The following is a 17,776-nucleotide window of genomic DNA, read 5'->3' as shown; positions in this document are numbered from 1 at the left end:
ATACATATTCGGACACCACAAAACGAACCAAATGATTCATAACTTAAGGTTAATTTTATCATTCCCAGGAACTAAATTGTTATTTGATTGTTAAATTGAACCAAAATGAAAACAGAATGTTATTTTTTAGCACGATTTGTTAGCGCCTTTTAGTTGGTGTGGGATTATCATCCACACCGTTTTTACTGGATTACCCTATCACTGAGGCATTGAACCTCCTTCAAGAGGCCCTGCGCCTCTACGTTAAAAAAAATAATAATAACTTTTGGCAAGCCGCTGGCTTATTTCACCCGAAATTAAAGAGAGTTGAGATGGACAAAAATCCTTCACCTTTTGACTTAACCACCCAAAAAAATGGTACCGGTTTCAGTCGTCGTAACATGCTTAAAGGCGTGGGTTCGGCAATGGTGGCTGCTACGCTGCTGGGTTTTCCATTTTTAACCCAGGCTGAAAAAGATACCGCGACCGGTGACCCGGTCATTTTTTCACAGTTTTTTATGATTTCTCAGGCAATTACTGAGCATCAGGATCTGAGCCCGGGCATGTCGGCGCGCTTTTTCAACGCGTTCTATCAGGGTAATCCTCAGTTTCCTGCGCAGGTAAGCAAACTGTATTCGCTGCTTCAACCTAGCCTGCGTGCAAAACAGTTTCAGGAGATCGCCAAGCAAAATGGTCTTGGTGACCTGCTGACCAGCATTATTACAGGTTGGTACACCGGCACAGTTAAAAATGGTACCGATTCCATATTGATCGCCTATAAAGACGCGCTGATGTACCGTCCAGTTAGCGATGGATTGATCGTACCTACCTACTGTGGCAACGGCCCGCTGTGGTTTACCGCCGCCCCCCCTGCGGCTTCGATGCCGGAATATATGAAAGAAGAGCGCTTGAAAGCGACGCCCGACCTTGATAACACGAGTAAAGCATAATGAATAAACCTACTTTTACCGCAGACGGCGACGCTTCTGCTGACGTCATTATTGTTGGTTCAGGGATTGTTGGCGGCATGATTGCCGACCAGATGGTGAGTTTGGGACATTCCGTCCTGGTGCTGGAAGCCGGTTTACGCATCGAGCGCGCACAGGCAGTGGAAAACTGGCGCAATATGCCGTTTGCCAACCGCGCTGGCTCCGACTTTCAGGGACTGTATCCGCAATCGGAACTGGCCCCCGCCCCGCTCTATTTTCCAAAAAATAACTATGTGAATCTGACCGGCCCGAGCGCCAGCAGCTTCCAGCAGGGCTATCTGCGCACCGTCGGCGGCACGACCTGGCACTGGGCTGCTTCCTGTTGGCGTCACCTGCCCAACGACTTCAAAATGAAAACCCTTTATGGTGTGGGCCGCGACTGGCCAATCTCCTATGAAGAGCTGGAGCCGTATTACTGCCGCGCCGAAGACGAAATTGGCGTGGCCGGTCCCAGTGACCCCGAGCTTCAGTCCCCGTCTGAGCGCAGCAAACCTTATCCGATGGAGCAGGTACCTTACGCCTACGGTGATACCCGTTTCGCTGAAGTGGTCAACCCGCACGGTTTTAAATCAGTGCCGATTCCGCAGGGCCGCAGCACACGTCCGTGGAACGGTCGCCCAACTTGCTGCGGTAACAACAACTGCCAGCCTATTTGCCCGATTGGCGCTATGTACAATGGCATCAGTCACGTTGAACGTGCTGAAAACAAGGGCGCTGTGGTGTTGGCAGAATCCGTGGTTTACAAAATTGATACTGACGAAAACAACCGCGTGACCGCCGTTCACTGGCTCGATAACAAAAAACAGTCGCACAAAGCCACCGGTAAGGTGTTCGCGCTCGCCTGTAACGGCATTGAAACCCCGCGCCTGCTGCTGATTGCCGCTAACGAAAAAAACCCGAACGGTATTGCCAACTCTTCTGACCACGTTGGCCGTAACATGATGGATCACTCCGGCTTTCACTGCACCTTTATTGCCTCGGAACCGCTGTGGATCGGTCGTGGTCCTGCGCAGAGCAGCTGTTTGGTCGGCCCCCGCGACGGTGATTTCCGCTCCAGTTACTCGGCCAACAAAATGATCCTCAACAACATCAGCCAGGTGATCCCTGCCACCAACAAAGCGCTACAAATGGGCCTAGTGGGTGAAGAACTGGATGCAGAAATTCGTCGCCGCTCAATTTATGGCGTTGATTTATCCATCAGCCTTGAACCGCTTCCTGACCCGAATAACCGTCTGACACTGAGTAAAACCCGTAAAGATCCACACGGACTGCCCTGCCCGGATATTCATTACGATGTCGGTGACTATGTGCGTGAAGGCGCCACAGCCGCGCATAAGCAGCTGGAAGCGATCGGCAAACTGTTTATGGCCGAGGATTTCAACATCACCACCAGTCTGAACGCCAATAACCATATTATGGGCGGCACCATCATGGGCAACGACCCTAAAGACTCGGTGGTAAATGGTGACTGCCGCACCCACGACCACGCTAACCTGTGGCTGCCGGGCGGCGGTGCAATTCCTTCATCCAGCGTGGTCAACAGTACTCTGACCATGGCAGCCCTGGCGCTCAAAGCCGCTGATGATATGGCTAAGTCTCTGGCAGGTCATGCATGAAAAAATTACTGAGTTTAGGCTTGCTGAGTGCTGTACTCGGCGGTTTTGCTGGACTGGCATCGGCACAGGACAGCCAACTGGACCTGATTGCCAAAGGAAAACAGGTCGCTACCGCAGCCGACTGTCAGGCCTGTCATACGAATGCGGAAGGTGGCAAAGCGTTTGCCGGTGATTATCCGATTCAATCGCCGATGGGTACCATTTTCACCACCAATATTACGCCGTCAAAAAAGTACGGTATCGGCAACTATACCGAAGAGCAGTTCAGCCGCGCGGTGCGCGATGGCGTGCGCCCAGACGGTGAAAACCTCTATCCTGCAATGCCCTACACGTCTTACAGCCACATGAGCGATGACGATATCAAGGCGATGTATGCCTACTTCCAGCACGGCGTGGAACCGGTTGAAGCGCCGACCAAGATCACCGCACTCCCCTTCCCGTTTAATATGCGTATCGCGATGGCGGGCTGGAATATGCTGTACCTCGACAGCTCGGCCTTCAAGCCTGACCCGTCTAAAAGCGACGAGTGGAACCGCGGCGCTTATCTGGTTAACGGCGCTGGCCACTGCGATACCTGCCACACGCCACGCAACCTGATGATGGGGGAAGTGACGTCGAAACCGCTAGCAGGAGGCATGGTGGGGCCTTGGTATGCGCCGAACATCAGTGCTGATCCGGTGAGTGGTATTGGTAATTGGACGCAGGCTCAGCTGGTTGAGTACATGAAAACTGGCCGTACTTTAGGTAAAAATCAGGCGGCCGGGCCGATGGCTGAAGCCGTGCAGAACAGTCTGCAATACCTGCCGGAGTCTGACCTTAACGCCATCGCCTTTTACCTGAAAAACAGCACACCGGTGCGGGACCCTGCTGATAAACAGGCCGCAGACAGCTTTGGTCCGAAGCAGGTAAACGTTGAAAATGGTCTACGCGGTGCGCATCCTTATAACGCCAATAACACCATTATCGGCGGTGCGGCTCTGTTCAGCGGCTATTGTGCCAGTTGTCATCAACCTGACGGCGGCGGCAGTAAAAATCAGGCTTATCCTTCGCTGTTTAACAATACCGCAACCGGCTTGACCAATGCCTCCAACCTGATTTCCGCCATTCTTTACGGCGTTGATCGCAAGGTGGGTGACCAGCACGTGTTGATGCCGAAGTTTGGCGAAGGCTCCTACGTGGGTCAGTTAACCGACGCACAGATCGCCGATATCTCTAACTACGTGCTGACAAACTACGGTAATCCAGACATTCAGGTTACGGAACACGACGTGGCCGTGCTGCGCGGCGGCGGTCCGGTGACGCTGTTGGCCAAGCTACAGCCCTTCATGGCACCGGCAATGGTGATAGGCGTAGTTGTTGTACTTCTGCTTATCTTCTGGCTGGTGAGAAGGCGTAAAACCCGTACTCGCTAACTTTCGAGTCTATTGAGAAGGGAGAGTTGCTCAGCAACTCTCCCTTTTTTATATAAAAGGCTGTTGAAATCTTTCAGTTAATGCATCAATAAAGGTTCTTACTCGCGGATTACTGAATTTAGCGGGAAAATACAAAGCATACAGATGATGTGTTTTATAAATAATCTTATCATCAAGATTGAGTGCAACTAACCTGCCACTTTTTAAATGCTCACCGGCCAAATACAGCGGCAAGTAAGCTATCCCCTGATGATTCAACACGCATTTCAAAATAGCCAAACTTGAGTTTATTTTAGTAATTTGAATTTTTTTATTACTTTCAATAGTACTTGAATTCATAAGAGGATAACTAAAAAAATGATGGCCACTCAGACAACTCATTGACTCAGGCGTCCCTTTTTTAAGTAGATATTCCATTGAGGCGCAATATACCCAATCAATATTACAAATTTTGCGCATGGAATAATTTTCAGGAGGGAGCGTGCTTATTCTGAGAGCAATATCATAGTGGGTATCGTTTAGATTGATACACCTATCGTTCAAATCAACGTCAAATGTGACACTGTCATTTTTCTTAACATACTCATTAATCAATGAAAAAATGTGGGTATAACCGAAGGCCATAGAGCAGGTTAACTTCAGTTCTCCACTGGGCCTTTGATTAAAATGAATTGTTGAGCTTAATGTTTCATCAAGATCGTCCAAGAGATTTTTAGATTTTTCATAAAAATGACGTCCTGCATCGGTTAGAAATAAACTTCGAGTGGTTCGTTTTATTAACGTAACATTTAATAAACTTTCAAGTAATTGCAAACTTTTACTCACAGATGAAACGCTTACATTTAACGAATATGCAGCATCACTAATACTGAGCAAGTCGGCAACGCGAACAAAACTCTCAATCTGTTTAAGTGAAGGATGTCTTAGACTATTCATTTTCAACTTTAATGAAAAAGTGTTTCCATAAAACAATAGTAAAGCATGATTGCAAATCAATTAGAATCGTATCAGTACGATTAACACCAAAAAAGCCCCTATAAGTTTTAATTATAAAATAAATTTAACCAATACGTTAGTGCAACAACTAACTAAGGTGAATAAATGTTGAAAGCAATATTACAAAATTATAAATCATCAATATTACTGGTTATTGCCTTGGCAATAGGCGGCTTTATTGGTCTGACATTCCCCTCGATTGCAAAAGAAGTTAAACCAATCGGTGAAATATTTTTAAACTTACTATTTATGACCATTGTTCCGCTAGTCGGTGTCAGTGTGATGTCTTCAATCGCAAAAATGACTGACCTCAGAAAGCTGGGCAAAATACTCCTGCTCGTCATCATCATCTCTTTACTCATGCCTTTAGTTGCATCATTAACCATGATTGGCCTGCATGAAATATACAACCCAGCGAAAGGAATAGTTGTCACCTTTGAGCAATCATTTCAGGGTAATGCCGGAGGAATGAACTTTGTAGAAATGGTCACGGCCAGCGATTTTATTGGCCTGTTAAGCAAAAAGAACATTTTAGCGCTCATCATCATGTCGATTATCGGCGGTATTGCAATCGGGCAAGCCGGTGAGTCAGGTCAGAAAATATCGTCGTTATTAGACGCCGCCAACGACGTTATTATGAAGTTAATTTCAATCATAATGAAATTGGCACCGCTGGGACTGGGCTGTTATTTCGCTGATACTATGGCCAGTCAGGACCCTAAACTGGTGATAACTTTTGGTAGCGTCATTGCTATGTTCTTTGTTACCAGCCTGGTCTACTTTATTTTTGCCTCAACGTTTTATTCATGGATAGCAGGAGGCCTTCCGGCCATCAAATCCTTCTGGAAATGTATGATGGAACCTGCGGCGACATCATTAGGAACTTGCTCCTCACTCGCCTCGTTGCCAGTGACTATTCGTGCGGCAAAAAAAATGGGACTTAATGATGACATATTAAACGTCAGCCTGCCTTTGCTTGCCAACTTAAACAAGGGCGGCGTGGCAATGATCGCTACGCTAAAAGTCCTGTTTATCTATCAGATATTAGGCATCCCGTTTGATACTCAAGCGCTGTTGCTGACCCTCATGATTGCGGTGATTTCAGCCATTATTGTTGGCGGTGTGCCTGGCGGAGCCTTCCTCGGCGAGATATTTATTGTTACCACCCTCGGATTACCGCTCGAAGCTATTCCAATGTTGGTTATTTTAGGCGCTATCACTGACGCCCCAGCCACGATGCTCAACGTGGTGAACGATCTCAACGCGACCCAAATAATTCAACGATTTTGCGGCAATAAAAAACCCGCCGCCGAAGACACCTCCCCTACAAATCAACTCGCTACTGACGTTTAAAAAAGGAAATATCATGTCGAATAAAATAGAAACAATGTTAGTTAATGCAGGCAGAGACAAAAAGTTTTGCCACGGCGCGGTCAATCCGGTGGTGCAACGCGCCTCATCTATTGTCTTTGATTCAGTAGCGAGTAAAAAGCAGGCGACAAAGCTCAGGGCCGAAGGTGAGCTGTTCTACGGTCGCCGTGGAACATTAACCCACTTTGCTTTACAACAAGCCATGACCGAGATTGAAGGTGGCGCAGGCTGTTCACTTTATCCCTGCGGTGCGGCGGCCGTTGCTAATACAATTTTGGCCTTCGTTAAACAGGGCGATCATATTTTAGTCACCGAAAGTGCCTACGAACCGACTCAGGATTTTTGCACTAAAACGTTGACCCGTCTCGGGGTAACGACGACCTATTTCCCGCCTATTATGAGCAGTGCTAGTGGGATCGCAGATTTAATTCAGCCGAATACGCGTCTCGTTTTTCTAGAGTCGCCAAGCTCGATCACCATGGAAGTACAAGATATTCCTGGATTGGTTAAGCAAATAAAATCGATTAATCCTGAAATCATTATAGTGATAGATAATACTTGGGCGGCTGGTGTGCTGTTTAAACCACTCCAGCACGGCGTCGATATTTCCATTCAAGCGGGTACTAAATATATCATTGGCCATTCTGATGCCATGATCGGCACCGCTGTCAGCAATGCCCGCTGTTGGGACACGCTTCGTGAAAACTCTTATCTGATGGGACAAACGGTTGATGCCGACACCGCTTATCTTGCCAGCCGCGGATTACGTACTCTCGGAGTGAGACTTGCTCAGCACCATAAAAGTGGTATTGAGGTTGCCAACTGGTTAGCAAAACATCCTAAGGTGGCGCGCGTTAATCATCCTGCCCTGCCTGAATGTCCTGGCCATGAATTCTATGTCAGAGACTTTAGCGGATCGTCAGGTTTATTTTCATTCATTCTTGATACTAAACTCGATGATACTGAACTCGCCCATTATCTGGACCATTTCACCCACTTTAAGATGGCCTATTCATGGGGCGGGTTCGAGTCATTGATTCTGGCAAATCAACCCGAAGAGATGGCGGCAATTCGTCCGGCAACGGGCGTTACGTTTACGGGAACATTGATTCGCTTACATATTGGCTTAGAAAACGTTGAGGATTTGTTGGAAGACTTGCAGGCAGGATTCGAGAGGATCAGTTAGCCTTATTTCTAGTCGCTGGTTGTTTTCTGCCTGTAAAACAGCACAGGCAGAAAACTGTCGCTAAATGAAACTATCCGCGACCCACAAACGGCATCGCGGTAGCCATTACCGTTAGCGTCAGAATATTAGTGCCATCGGGCTGATTAGCCATAAACGCCACGGCGTCTCCCACCTTATCAGCAGGCATTACCGGTTCCTGCGCCAGTTCAAAATCGGCCTGTAGTCGACCACTCAGCGCTTTATTCCCCATATCCGTTGCCGCATTGCCCACGTCAATTTGCCCACAGGCGATATTGTACTGGCGACCGTCGAGCGAAGTACTCTTGGTCAGACCGGTAATGGCGTGCTTGCTTGCGGTATAAGCTGCGGAGTAAGGCCGCGGTGTATGGGCCGAAATTGATCCATTATTGATAATTCGACCGCCCATTGGCGTTTGCTGTTTCATTAACCGCACCGCCGCCTGAGTACACAAATAGGCGCCGTTCAAATTGGTATTGATGACCGCCAGCCAGTCTTCGTAGGGCTGATCTTCAATCGGTTGCTCTTTCACATTGGTGCCGGCGTTGTTAAACAGCACGTCAAGGCGCCCATAGGTTTCGTGAACGGTTGCAAACAGCGCGGCCACTGAATGAGGGCTGGTGACGTCAACAGTCAGAGCATGAACCTGCCCCTGCTCAAACTGCGCAGCAGCCTTATCGAGCTTTTCCTGACTGCGTCCGGTAAGAATGACCAGAAAACCGCTGGCAACCAGAGACTTGGCGGCGCTAAGCCCGATGCCGCTCCCCGCTCCGGTAATCAGAGCAATTTTCTTTTTAGTGTTGATCATAATATTTCCCAAAGTCTGCCTGTTTTAAATTTGCTCAGCGGAGTCGTTAATCAGTTCAGCAAACTTACACCGCCGCCATCATGCCGCCGTCAATAAACAGCAAATGGCCATTCACAAAGTCGGAAGCGCGGGATGAAAGATAAACAGCGCCGCCGATCAGCTCTTCAGGATTGCCCCAGCGCGCGGCAGGTGTTCTCTTACACAGCCAATCTGAAAACTCTTTGTTGTCCACCAGCGCCTGTGTCATGTCCGTTTTGAAATAACCCGGTGCGATGCCATTAACCTGAATATTATAGCGGGCAAGTTCGACGCACATACCCCGTGTCAGCATTTTGACCGCGCCTTTAGAGGCCGCATACGGAGTGATGGTGTCGCGACCCAGTTCGCTCTGAATGGAACCGATATTAATAATTTTCCCTCGCTCGCGTTTAACCATATAGCGGGCAACGGCCTGTGAAACCAAGAAAACGGATTTTTGGTTTACGGCAACAATGTCATCCCAGTCTTTCTCGGGGAATTCGGTAAATTTGTGGCGACGCTGAATACCGGCATTGTTGACCAGCACGTCAATCGGGCCAATTTCACTTTCGATTTTGTCGATAGCCTGCTGCACAGCCTGAGAGTGGGTCACGTCAAACGCCACCGGATGTGCAATGAAGCCCGCCGCACGCAGGGTTTCTGCGGCTTTATTGGCTGATTCCTGCGTAGTGCTGTTGATAATGATTTCGGCGCCGTGCTCGGCCAAACCTTTTGCCAACAGGAATCCCAAACCGCGTGAAGATCCGGTGACCAGGATTTTTTTGTTATCCAGCGAGAATAAATTTGTCATTGTGATTTTCCTGACGTTACCTAGCGAAAATGTCCGTGATACCCACGAGCAAGATGAATGAATTTTATCTAGGTTAATCAAACCGGTTTACCACTCGACAAACTGTGATGCAGATCACTTTATAAAGTGTTAACAAACTCTGTTACCTCAAGCGTGATCCGAGTCATCCGTCTCGTTAAAACTAAGCCAAATTTTAATCATCAGGTAGAAAATACACCGCGACAAAATGTGTCATCATCCTGATAGTCATAGTGTTTTGCTTTCCCCGTGTGCGTTGTTAAGACAGGGCCAATTTGGTAACATAGAAGGCATTAGTTTTCCTCCCTTTTAGCACCAGCAGGACTCCCGGATGAGAAACCAACGCGTCACACTGCAGGACATCGCGTTACTCGCCGACGTCACAAAAATGACCGTCAGCCGCTTTCTGCGCACGCCAGAAAAAGTCTCACCTGAAACGCGCGAACGCATTACCAAAGTGATGCAAGAAGTTGGTTTTCCGCTAGAAGAGACTGAAAAAAAGAATAAAAGCAAAAAGATAGGCATTCTCGTCCCCTCCTTTAACAATCAAATTTTCTCGGATTTGCTGGCAGGCATCGAGTCCGTAACCTCCGCGCAGGGTTATCAAACGCTGGTGGTTAATTATGATTACAGCAAAGAGCGCGAAGAAGAGCACATCATTAACCTGCTGACCTACCGCCTGGCCGGGCTGATGCTTACAGATTCCGTACACACCTTGAAGGCTGAAAAATACCTGAACGCAGCCGACATTCCGATAGCGCAGCTGATGAGTCTGGAAAATGCCAACGGCCGCATCGCCGTCGGTTTTGATAATTTTCAGGCCGGTTACGACATGGCTTTGGCGTTAATTGCCAGCGGTAAACGGCAGGTGGTGTATTTTGGCTCCATGTCCGATGCCCGCGATATGAATCGGTATGAGGGTTATCGTAAGGCCATGGAAGATAACCAACTTATTGCCCAGCATATTACGCCCAATAAAGTTTCATCGGTCTCTATTGGCGCGGGCATGTTAACCCTGGCAAGGCAAAATAATCCTGACATCAATGCGGTGCTGTGCACAAATGACGACATCGCGGTGGGCGTTTTACAGGAGTGTATTAGATTGGGGATTAAGGTTCCCGAGAATATGGCAATTTCCGGATTTCACGGGCTCGATATTGGTTTAGCCACCACGCCTGCGCTGGCAAGTGTTATTACACCGCGCTTTGAAATGGGTAAAGTGGGCGCGGAAATCATGCTTAAAAAAATCAATAAAATCCCTACAATTGAAAGAGTTGACCTGCACTATCGCATCTCCCTCGGCGGGACTATTTAACGTCAATCCCTTCTGCAAGCCTGCTCCCACCGCATGGGGGCAGGATCACGTTACCAGTAACATCCTTTTTTAACATGATCTAACGTGAGCTGAGTCACGAAATATATCGGTGAAAATGCTTTTATTAGAGCATCGCCGGATCAGGTTAATAAGAACATTACATCCCAATGCCTTATTTCAGATACCAACCGAATTCGCGTATTTATTCATTCCTTGAGATGGAATGCGTCTGTGAATAAACGAGGTGTACCCATGGATAATAAAATACCTAAAGCCCGCTGGTTACGCGTTATTACGCCGATATTAATTGCCTGCATTATTTCATTCATGGACCGAGTTAACATCAGCTTCGCGATGCCAGGCGGTATGGACAGTGCATTGGGCATTACGTCCTCAATGGCTGGACTGGCTGCGGGTATCTTCTTCATCGGGTATCTCTTTTTACAGGTGCCCGGAGGCAGTATTGCCGTACACGGCAGCGGCAGAAAATTCATCGCCTGCTCGCTGGTTGCCTGGGCAGTTATCTCGGTACTGACCGGCCTAGTGACCAACCAATACCAACTTTTGTTCCTCCGATTCGCGCTCGGCGTGTCAGAGGGCGGTATGTTGCCGGTAGTATTAACCATGGTCAGCAATTGGTTCCCGGACGCTGAACGCGGTCGTGCCAACGCTTATGTTCTGATGTTTGCCCCTATCGGCGGGATGATCACCGCACCGCTGTCCGGTTATATTCTGGATGCGCTGGATTGGCGCTGGTTGTTTATCATCGAAGGTATGCTGTCGGTGGTGGTGATGCTGTTCTGGTGGTTCACCATCAGTGACCGTCCTGAAGAGGCCAAATGGCTCTCTGACCGTGAACGCAACTATCTGGTGACCGAGCTTAATCGAGAACGGGAAGCGTTGAAAGCGCTGGCAAAAGTTGACGATGCACCACTGAAAGAGGTGTTCCGCAACAAGTCTATTCTGAAGCTGATTGTGATTAACTTCTTCTACCAGACTGGGATTTATGGTTACACCCTGTGGCTGCCGACCATTTTGAAGAATCTCACCGGCGGTGACATGAGTTCCGTTGGCCTGCTGGCGATTGTCCCTTACGTGGGCACTATGCTGGGTATTCTGGTGATGTCTATCTTCTCCGATAAAACCGGTAAACGCAGAATGTTTATTATCTTACCGTTAATTGGCTTTGCCGCCTGTTTGGCCGCATCCGTGACGGCGAAAGGTAACGTGATGGCCTCCTATGGTTTCTTGGTCGGTGCAGGCTTCTTCCTGCAGGCTGCAACTAGCGCCTTCTGGACTATTCCGGGTAAAGTGACGACACCTGAAGTGGCGGGCCGTGCGCGTGGTGTTATCAATGGTTTGGGAAATCTGGGCGGCTTCTGTGGTCCGTATCTGGTGGGTGTATTAGTGAGTCTTTACGGCCAGAGCACGGCGATTTATGCACTGGTTGTTTCCCTGCTGATTGCCGCCGCAGTGACCGCTCTGCTGCCGAAAGAGTGCGATATTGCCTTGGTGCCGGGTGCCAAAGCCATCGCGCTGGCCGAGCATTACGCCAGAACCCGCGCGAAGTACAAAACTAACGGGGCAGTGGCCTAATAGTCTCTCTCATGTTCATCTGCAATCCCCCGCGCTATTGCGGGGGATTTTCATAACAACGTCTATTTTCGCGCGCTTTCCGCCGTCAGCTCCGCAATCCGCATAATCACTTTCACCGCACTCTCCATGCCTTCCAGCGTAATAAATTCATGCTTGCCATGAAAATTGTAGCCACCGGTGAAAATATTAGGACAAGGCAGGCCACGAAATGAAAGCTGAGCACCATCGGTACCACCGCGAATCGGTTGCACGAGCGGTTTGATATCGCAGTCTTTCATTGCCTGACGTGCCAAATCAATGACGTGAAGATGCTTCATCACCTCTTCGCGCATGTTGTAGTAATTGTCATCAATGGTGACGTCAATATAACACTCACGATGCAGCCCTTCCCCCAGCCACTGCGCCAAATCGAGGATCTTTTGTTTGCGAGCGTCGAAATTGCCTCGGTCGAAATCGCGCAGAATATAGTGCATCTCGGCGCGCTCAACGTTGCCTTTTATTCCGGTGAGATGGTAAAACCCTTCATAGCCGCTGGTGTTTTCAGGCCTTTCATCCGTCGGTAACGCCTCGTGAAAACGGGTAGCCAGCGACAGCGCATTGACCATCACCCCTTTTGCACTGCCCGGATGCACATTATTACCGACTATTTTTAGGGTGACCGACGCGGCGTTGAAGTTTTCGTATTCCAACTCACCCACGCCGCCGCCATCAACGGTATAGGCCCATTCAGCGGCAAAGGCCTCCACGTCAAAGTTCTGCGCACCCTTGCCGATCTCTTCATCCGGCGTAAAAGCGATACGCACAGTACCATGAGGCATATCGCTATTTTTAAGGCGCAACATTGCCGTGACGATTTCGGCAATTCCGGCTTTGTCATCGGCACCGAGCAGCGTTTTGCCATCAGTAGTGACCAGAGTGTGGCCGAGAAGCTGGTGCAACACGGGAAACATCACCGGCGAGAGAATTTCGTCACCGTTGCCGAGCGCGATATCGCCCCCGCGATAGCTTTCAACTATCTGTGGATTGACGTGCTTAGCGGTAAAATCGGGAGCGGTATCAAGATGGGCAATAAAACCAATGACCGGCACTGGCCAGCTAACGTTAGTTGGCACCGTGGCCATCACGCAGCCTTTTTGGCTGAGTGTCACTTGGTCGAACCCCAGTGAAATGAGTTCGTCGCGCAGTGATTGTGCCAGTTTTATTTGGCCATCACTGCTCGGCGTGGATTTTGCGTTAGCTTTTGACTGGGTATCAAAAGAGACATAGTGAAGAAAACGGTCAAGCAACTTATCCATATTCAAGCATCCTCGGGCGACAGAGGTTTATTATGCGCAGGCTGAATATCTTGAATATTGCGTCAGGTCATTGTTAGCACGGTTACCCAACGCCGCTAGGCTAGCTCCAGCTTTCGCTCTTGTTGGTCAGAAAGGCGTGCACAAACTCGGGGACTACAGTGCTTGCCGGGCCATAAATCCGCTCATCAAACTGGCTTTCGACCTGGCTTGGTTCAAGATTTAGTTCGAAGGTGTGAGCCCCTTGAATATGCGCCTCATGCACAAATCCCGCTGCTGGGTAGACGTGGCCCGAGGTCCCGATAGCAATGAAAAAATCGGCCTTGGCCAGCGCGGTGTAAATCTCATCCATGCGCAGCGGCATTTCGCCGAACCACACCACGTGAGGGCGCAACGGTGCAGGAAACTGACAACAGTGGCAACGGTCATCGACCGATAAGTCTTTGGGCCAGTCAAACACTTGACCCGACTCGCTACATCGCACTTTCATCAGCTCACCGTGCATGTGCAATATCCGAGAGCTGCCTGCACGCTCGTGTAAATTATCAATATTTTGTGTCACCAGCAGGAAGTTATCACCCAAGGCTTCTTCGAGCACGGCCAACGCCTGATGAGCGGCATTGGGCTGGATTTCTTCCTGCTGAAGCTGCTGGCGTCGTGCGTTGTAAAACGCCTGCACCCGCTCTGGGTCACGTCGAAATCCTTCCGGCGTGGCCACGTCTTCAACCTTGTGATCTTCCCACAGTCCGTCCGCAGCGCGGAATGTGCGTATCCCGGATTCAGCCGAAATACCGGCACCCGTGAGCACGACCACGAAGGGCCTTTTCAACTCCGCGGCGGCCATGCTGTCGCGGTGGAAAATATTCGACCTAAAACGCTGATGGCGTATGCGCTTATTTTTGCGAAACCGACGCAGCCGATGGCGTGTGCGCATATTCACCGCTCCTTTTCTTTACCCGAAAAACATCTTTAATCGGAAATCTGGTTACTGACCGCCGCTCAACACTCTTGCGGGATCGATACGGCTGGCGCGACGTGCGGGATACCAACTGGCGAGCAAACTCAGCACCAGCGCAGTTCCTAGCACGCTAACGACGTCTAGCCAATGCAGTTCCGACGGCAGGAAATCGATGAAATAAATGTCACCAGACAGAAGTTTATGGCCGATCAGCTTTTGCAGCACGTTAATTATATTGGTCAATTCCAGAGAGGCAATCACGCCAATCACTACGCCACACACGCTGCCCACCAGCCCCGCCATCAGGCCGTACCAAATAAATATTGCGCGAATCAGCCCATCTTTGGCACCCAGCGTTCTCAGCACCGCAATATCGCTGCTTTTATCTTTAACCGCCATCACCAGTGTGGAGACAATGTTGAAACATGCAACGCCTATCACCAACACCATCGCCAAATACATAATGGCGCGGATCATCTGAATGTCACGGTACATATAACCGTAAGTCCCTATCCAACTGCTAATGTAGACATACGCTTTTGTGACTTCACCCGCATCGCGCACCAGCTTATTGGCAGCAAAGACATCATTAACTTTGATGTCGATTCCGGTCACGCTGGTACCCATGTCCTGATACTGCTGGGCATCGGTCAGGGGAACCATCGCCATACTGTGATCAAGCTGGCCGCTGAGTTGCAAAATACCGGTAACGTGCAGGCGAATGCGCTTAGGTTGCAGCAGCTTCATCTCAGGGTCGCTGTTGGGGATCATGACCGTCACCCAGTCGCCCTGCTTAACGTTGAGGGCATCGGCTACGCCTTTACCCAAAATGATTTGCTGCTCACCGGCTTTAAAATTCTGCCAGGCATCGCCCTGAACAAAATTTGGCACCGCGCTGATGCGTCCTTCCTGCTGCGGATCAACGCCCTTCACCTGCAAAGCACGAAGTTTGGCCCCGTTTTCAATCAGGCCGCTAAACTGCACATAGGGGGCAGCGGCCACAATGCCCGGCACTTTTTCAACGCGATCGATAACACCCTGCCAGCCGTTAAAAGGTTGATTAACCGGGCGGATCTCACCGTGAGGAACCACTGCCAGCACGCGGTCTTTTAGCTCGCGTTCAAATCCGTTCATCGCGCTCAGGCCGACGATCAGTACCGCCACGCCCAGTGCGATGCCCAGCGTCGAAATAACCGAAATCAGCGACACCATGCCGCCGCGACGGCGTCCACGGCTAAAACGCAGACCGATGAGGAGGGAAAAAGGCATCGCTGACATTAACGCGCTCCCAGCAGAGTTGAATCCTGCTGCAACTTACCGTCGCGCATTTCAAGCTGGCGACTGAGTCGATTAGCCAACTGTAAATCATGAGTTACCACTAAAAATGCGGTGCCTTGCCGTACGTTCAGTTCGCCAAGCAGTTCAAAAATGCTGTCGGCATTTTTCTGGTCAAGGTTACCGGTAGGCTCATCGGCCAATACCAAAGAAGGACTGTTGACCAGCGCGCGCGCTATGGCCACACGCTGACGCTCACCGCCTGAAAGTTCCGATGGACGATGCTTACTACGGTGTTCCAGCCCAACGGCGGCCAACATCTCACGGGCCTTGTCCTGCACTTCCGAGGCTTTATTCTTGCCTATCAACAGTGGCATCGCCACGTTTTCCAGCGCGGTAAAGTCCGGCAGCAGGTGGTGGAACTGATAAATAAAGCCCAGTTGACGGTTGCGAAGCTCGGCCTTGGCAGAAGAGGACATGGCGTTCAGTGACTGGCCTTTAAACACCACCTCACCCGCAGTGGGCGAATCTAACCCACCCAGCAGGTGCAGTAGCGTACTTTTACCCGAACCGGAACTGCCGACAATTGCCATCATCTCACCCGGCTTGATGGCAAACGACACGTCGCGCAGCACGTCGGTTTTCAGCTTGCCTTCCTGGTAAGTCTTACAGAGGTTTTCGCACTGCAACAATAAAGAATTATTCATAACGTAGAGCCTCTGCGGGTTGAGCGGCGGCGGCGCGCCATGAAGGGTAGAACGTAGACAACAGTGCAATAACCATCGCTACCAGCGCAATAATCACCACTTGCATTGGCTCAATGGCCACCGGCAGTGAGGCGCCGTCGAGCATCACGCCAATCGCCGGCATGATGGTATTAAGCTGGGTTGCAAGCAGCACGCCCAGCACGGCGCCGAGCAGTGCGCCAATAATACCGGCGCTGGCACCCTGTACCATGAATATGGCCATGATTTGCCGACGCGTGAGGCCCTGCGTTTTCAAAATAGCGACTTCGCCCTGCTTCTCCATCACCAGCAGACCTAGCGAGGTAATAATATTAAACGCCGCCACGGCAACAATCAGGCTTAACAGCAGGCCCATCATGTTTTTCTCCATGCTGACGGCCTGGAACAGCTCACCGCGGCGTTCGCGCCAGTCTTTCCATTGGGTGCCATTCGGCAGCGTCTGGCGACTTAGCGAATCGACATCGAGCGGTTTGTTCAAATACAGTCGCCAGCCGGTGATGTTGCCTTGTGGATAAAGCATCATGCGCGAGGCGTCTTGAATGTTGACCAGCATTTCGTAGCCGTCAACCTCGCTGTTGGCGGCAAACGTGCCTGCTACAGTAAAGAGGCGCTGGCTCGGGATTCGGCCCACTGGGGTAAACTGACTCACGCTGGTGACCATCAGGCGCAGTTTGTCGCCGCGCTGAACTTTTAGCTGCTGGGCAAGCTGATCGCCTAAAATGACCTTATACTGTCCAGGCTGTAGGTCTTGCTGAGTGACGCCAACCAGCGTGCTCGACAGCGTGTCTTTTTCATTGGGATCAATACCCAGCATCACGCCGACCGCCACGCTACCGGGGCTTTGCAGCACGACGTCGCCGGTAGTCAACGGCACGGCGCGGTTAACACCCTGTAGTTTGGCCGCCGCATCGCGAGGAATTTGTTGAGGATTTAGCGATCCCTGCGGTGTGGTGATGTAGGCTTGAGGCATCAGTCCCAAAATATTATTTTCGAGATCTTTCTCAAAACCGTTCATGACCGACAACACGGTAACCAACGCCATCACCCCAAGGGTAATGCCGATTGTGGATAGCCAGGAGACAAACCGCCCAAAGCGGTCTGAAGCTCGCCCGCGCATGTAGCGCAGGCCGATGAATAACGCGACAGGTTGATACATGAAATCCGTTAAGTGCAGTAGCTCATTGCAAAGTGATCAAGGATAATAAAGGCTACCTGCGCTTTATGGAACCATTAACGGTGTTACCAGGCGGCTTTTATTTATGTAGAGTCGTGAACAAATCGGATTGACCTGATGGTAAACCCCATCGCAAGATACGGTTTATAAATCTGGCCCTTACCGCCGACAAAAGAGATAGCGAAACTGCTTATGCTT

General features: G+C 50.0%; 15 protein-coding genes. 7 read left to right on the top strand and 8 right to left on the bottom strand.

Going from position 1 to position 17,776, the window contains the following annotated elements:
• Positions 1 to 311: 311 nt before the first annotated feature.
• From BS639_RS20055 to BS639_RS20045, 3 genes are read left to right on the top strand one after another with little or no spacing between them, the layout of a single operon-like run.
• Positions 312 to 929 carry a sorbitol dehydrogenase family protein gene (locus BS639_RS20055; RefSeq protein WP_084984127.1) on the top strand — a complete coding sequence of 206 codons (618 nt, stop codon included), beginning with the start codon at positions 312 to 314 and terminating at the stop codon, positions 927 to 929.
• A complete protein-coding gene (locus BS639_RS20050; RefSeq protein ID WP_084984126.1) occupies positions 929 to 2,584 on the top strand; it encodes a GMC family oxidoreductase in 1,656 nt (551 codons plus the stop codon). The genes BS639_RS20055 and BS639_RS20050 overlap by 1 nt, the downstream gene beginning before the upstream one ends.
• Complete coding sequence (locus tag BS639_RS20045) at positions 2,581 to 3,996, top strand: cytochrome c (protein ID WP_084984125.1); 1,416 nt, start codon at positions 2,581 to 2,583, stop codon at positions 3,994 to 3,996. Before BS639_RS20050 ends, BS639_RS20045 begins: the two co-directional genes overlap by 4 nt.
• Positions 3,997 to 4,044: 48 nt before the next feature.
• Here BS639_RS20045 and BS639_RS20040 read toward each other — a convergent pair whose 3' ends face one another.
• On the bottom strand, positions 4,045 to 4,932 hold the full coding sequence (locus BS639_RS20040) for a LysR family transcriptional regulator (RefSeq protein WP_072156532.1): 888 nt from the start codon (positions 4,930 to 4,932) through the stop codon (positions 4,045 to 4,047).
• Between the two features lie 165 nt (positions 4,933 to 5,097).
• Between BS639_RS20040 and BS639_RS20035 the strand changes: the two genes are divergently transcribed.
• A complete protein-coding gene (locus tag BS639_RS20035) occupies positions 5,098 to 6,345 on the top strand; it encodes a dicarboxylate/amino acid:cation symporter (protein ID WP_407690322.1) in 1,248 nt (415 codons plus the stop codon).
• 13 nt (positions 6,346 to 6,358) lie between these two features.
• Positions 6,359 to 7,549, top strand: a complete 1,191-nt coding sequence (metC, locus tag BS639_RS20030) for a cystathionine beta-lyase (RefSeq protein ID WP_055783199.1) — start codon at positions 6,359 to 6,361, stop codon at positions 7,547 to 7,549.
• 70 nt (positions 7,550 to 7,619) lie between these two features.
• Here the strand turns inward: metC and BS639_RS20025 are convergent, their stop codons facing one another.
• Together BS639_RS20025 and idnO are read right to left on the bottom strand one after the other, a co-directional pair.
• Entirely contained in the window at positions 7,620 to 8,375 is a 756-nt protein-coding gene (locus tag BS639_RS20025; RefSeq protein WP_084984124.1) for an SDR family oxidoreductase, read from the bottom strand.
• 64 nt (positions 8,376 to 8,439) lie between these two features.
• A complete protein-coding gene (gene idnO, locus BS639_RS20020) occupies positions 8,440 to 9,204 on the bottom strand; it encodes a gluconate 5-dehydrogenase (protein WP_055783190.1) in 765 nt (254 codons plus the stop codon).
• Between the two features lie 349 nt (positions 9,205 to 9,553).
• On the opposite strand from idnO, the gene BS639_RS20015 reads away from it, so the two are divergent.
• Together BS639_RS20015 and BS639_RS20010 are read left to right on the top strand one after the other, a co-directional pair.
• Positions 9,554 to 10,537 (top strand): LacI family DNA-binding transcriptional regulator, encoded by a 984-nt coding sequence (locus tag BS639_RS20015; RefSeq protein ID WP_055783186.1) that lies wholly within the window; start codon positions 9,554 to 9,556, stop codon positions 10,535 to 10,537.
• A 252-nt stretch (positions 10,538 to 10,789) separates the two neighbouring features.
• On the top strand, positions 10,790 to 12,133 hold the full coding sequence (locus BS639_RS20010) for an MFS transporter (protein WP_055783183.1): 1,344 nt from the start codon (positions 10,790 to 10,792) through the stop codon (positions 12,131 to 12,133).
• 62 nt (positions 12,134 to 12,195) lie between these two features.
• On the opposite strand, the gene pepT is transcribed toward BS639_RS20010, so the two are convergent.
• The 5 genes from pepT to lolC form a co-directional block, all read right to left on the bottom strand.
• Positions 12,196 to 13,428 carry a peptidase T gene (pepT, locus tag BS639_RS20005; RefSeq protein WP_084984123.1) on the bottom strand — a complete coding sequence of 411 codons (1,233 nt, stop codon included), beginning with the start codon at positions 13,426 to 13,428 and terminating at the stop codon, positions 12,196 to 12,198.
• Between the two features lie 100 nt (positions 13,429 to 13,528).
• Positions 13,529 to 14,359 carry a Sir2 family NAD+-dependent deacetylase gene (gene cobB / locus BS639_RS20000; protein WP_084984122.1) on the bottom strand — a complete coding sequence of 277 codons (831 nt, stop codon included), beginning with the start codon at positions 14,357 to 14,359 and terminating at the stop codon, positions 13,529 to 13,531.
• 51 nt (positions 14,360 to 14,410) lie between these two features.
• The gene (lolE, locus tag BS639_RS19995; RefSeq protein ID WP_139804153.1) at positions 14,411 to 15,652 is read right to left on the bottom strand and encodes a lipoprotein-releasing ABC transporter permease subunit LolE; all 1,242 of its coding nucleotides are present in this window, start codon (positions 15,650 to 15,652) and stop codon (positions 14,411 to 14,413) included.
• Positions 15,653 to 15,660: 8 nt separating this feature from the next.
• Positions 15,661 to 16,365 carry a lipoprotein-releasing ABC transporter ATP-binding protein LolD gene (gene lolD / locus BS639_RS19990; protein ID WP_084984121.1) on the bottom strand — a complete coding sequence of 235 codons (705 nt, stop codon included), beginning with the start codon at positions 16,363 to 16,365 and terminating at the stop codon, positions 15,661 to 15,663.
• Positions 16,358 to 17,560 (bottom strand): lipoprotein-releasing ABC transporter permease subunit LolC, encoded by a 1,203-nt coding sequence (gene lolC / locus BS639_RS19985; protein WP_055783167.1) that lies wholly within the window; start codon positions 17,558 to 17,560, stop codon positions 16,358 to 16,360. Before lolC ends, lolD begins: the two co-directional genes overlap by 8 nt.
• Positions 17,561 to 17,776: the final 216 nt, after the last annotated feature.

Origin of the sequence: Rouxiella silvae, assembly GCF_002093625.1 — a bacterium.
Taxonomy (GTDB): Bacteria; Pseudomonadota; Gammaproteobacteria; order Enterobacterales; family Enterobacteriaceae; genus Rouxiella; species Rouxiella silvae.
Note: the sequence above shows the minus strand (reverse complement) of the source record. Positions and strands in the feature narration are given on the sequence as shown.

What these genes read in the sequence shown, in the direction of transcription:
- BS639_RS20045 (WP_084984125.1), top strand. Translation starts at nt 2,581, where the DNA reads ATGAAAAAATTACTGAGTTTAGGCTTGCTGAGTGCTGTACTCGGCGGT.
- BS639_RS20015 (WP_055783186.1), top strand. Translation starts at nt 9,554, where the DNA reads ATGAGAAACCAACGCGTCACACTGCAGGACATCGCGTTACTCGCCGAC.
- BS639_RS20035 (WP_407690322.1), top strand. Translation starts at nt 5,098, where the DNA reads ATGTTGAAAGCAATATTACAAAATTATAAATCATCAATATTACTGGTT.
- lolC (WP_055783167.1), bottom strand. Translation starts at nt 17,560, where the DNA reads ATGTATCAACCTGTCGCGTTATTCATCGGCCTGCGCTACATGCGCGGG.
- lolD (WP_084984121.1), bottom strand. Translation starts at nt 16,365, where the DNA reads ATGAATAATTCTTTATTGTTGCAGTGCGAAAACCTCTGTAAGACTTAC.
- lolE (WP_139804153.1), bottom strand. Translation starts at nt 15,652, where the DNA reads ATGCCTTTTTCCCTCCTCATCGGTCTGCGTTTTAGCCGTGGACGCCGT.
- metC (WP_055783199.1), top strand. Translation starts at nt 6,359, where the DNA reads ATGTCGAATAAAATAGAAACAATGTTAGTTAATGCAGGCAGAGACAAA.
- BS639_RS20040 (WP_072156532.1), bottom strand. Translation starts at nt 4,932, where the DNA reads ATGAATAGTCTAAGACATCCTTCACTTAAACAGATTGAGAGTTTTGTT.
- idnO (WP_055783190.1), bottom strand. Translation starts at nt 9,204, where the DNA reads ATGACAAATTTATTCTCGCTGGATAACAAAAAAATCCTGGTCACCGGA.
- cobB (WP_084984122.1), bottom strand. Translation starts at nt 14,359, where the DNA reads ATGCGCACACGCCATCGGCTGCGTCGGTTTCGCAAAAATAAGCGCATA.
- BS639_RS20025 (WP_084984124.1), bottom strand. Translation starts at nt 8,375, where the DNA reads ATGATCAACACTAAAAAGAAAATTGCTCTGATTACCGGAGCGGGGAGC.
- BS639_RS20010 (WP_055783183.1), top strand. Translation starts at nt 10,790, where the DNA reads ATGGATAATAAAATACCTAAAGCCCGCTGGTTACGCGTTATTACGCCG.
- BS639_RS20055 (WP_084984127.1), top strand. Translation starts at nt 312, where the DNA reads ATGGACAAAAATCCTTCACCTTTTGACTTAACCACCCAAAAAAATGGT.
- BS639_RS20050 (WP_084984126.1), top strand. Translation starts at nt 929, where the DNA reads ATGAATAAACCTACTTTTACCGCAGACGGCGACGCTTCTGCTGACGTC.
- pepT (WP_084984123.1), bottom strand. Translation starts at nt 13,428, where the DNA reads ATGGATAAGTTGCTTGACCGTTTTCTTCACTATGTCTCTTTTGATACC.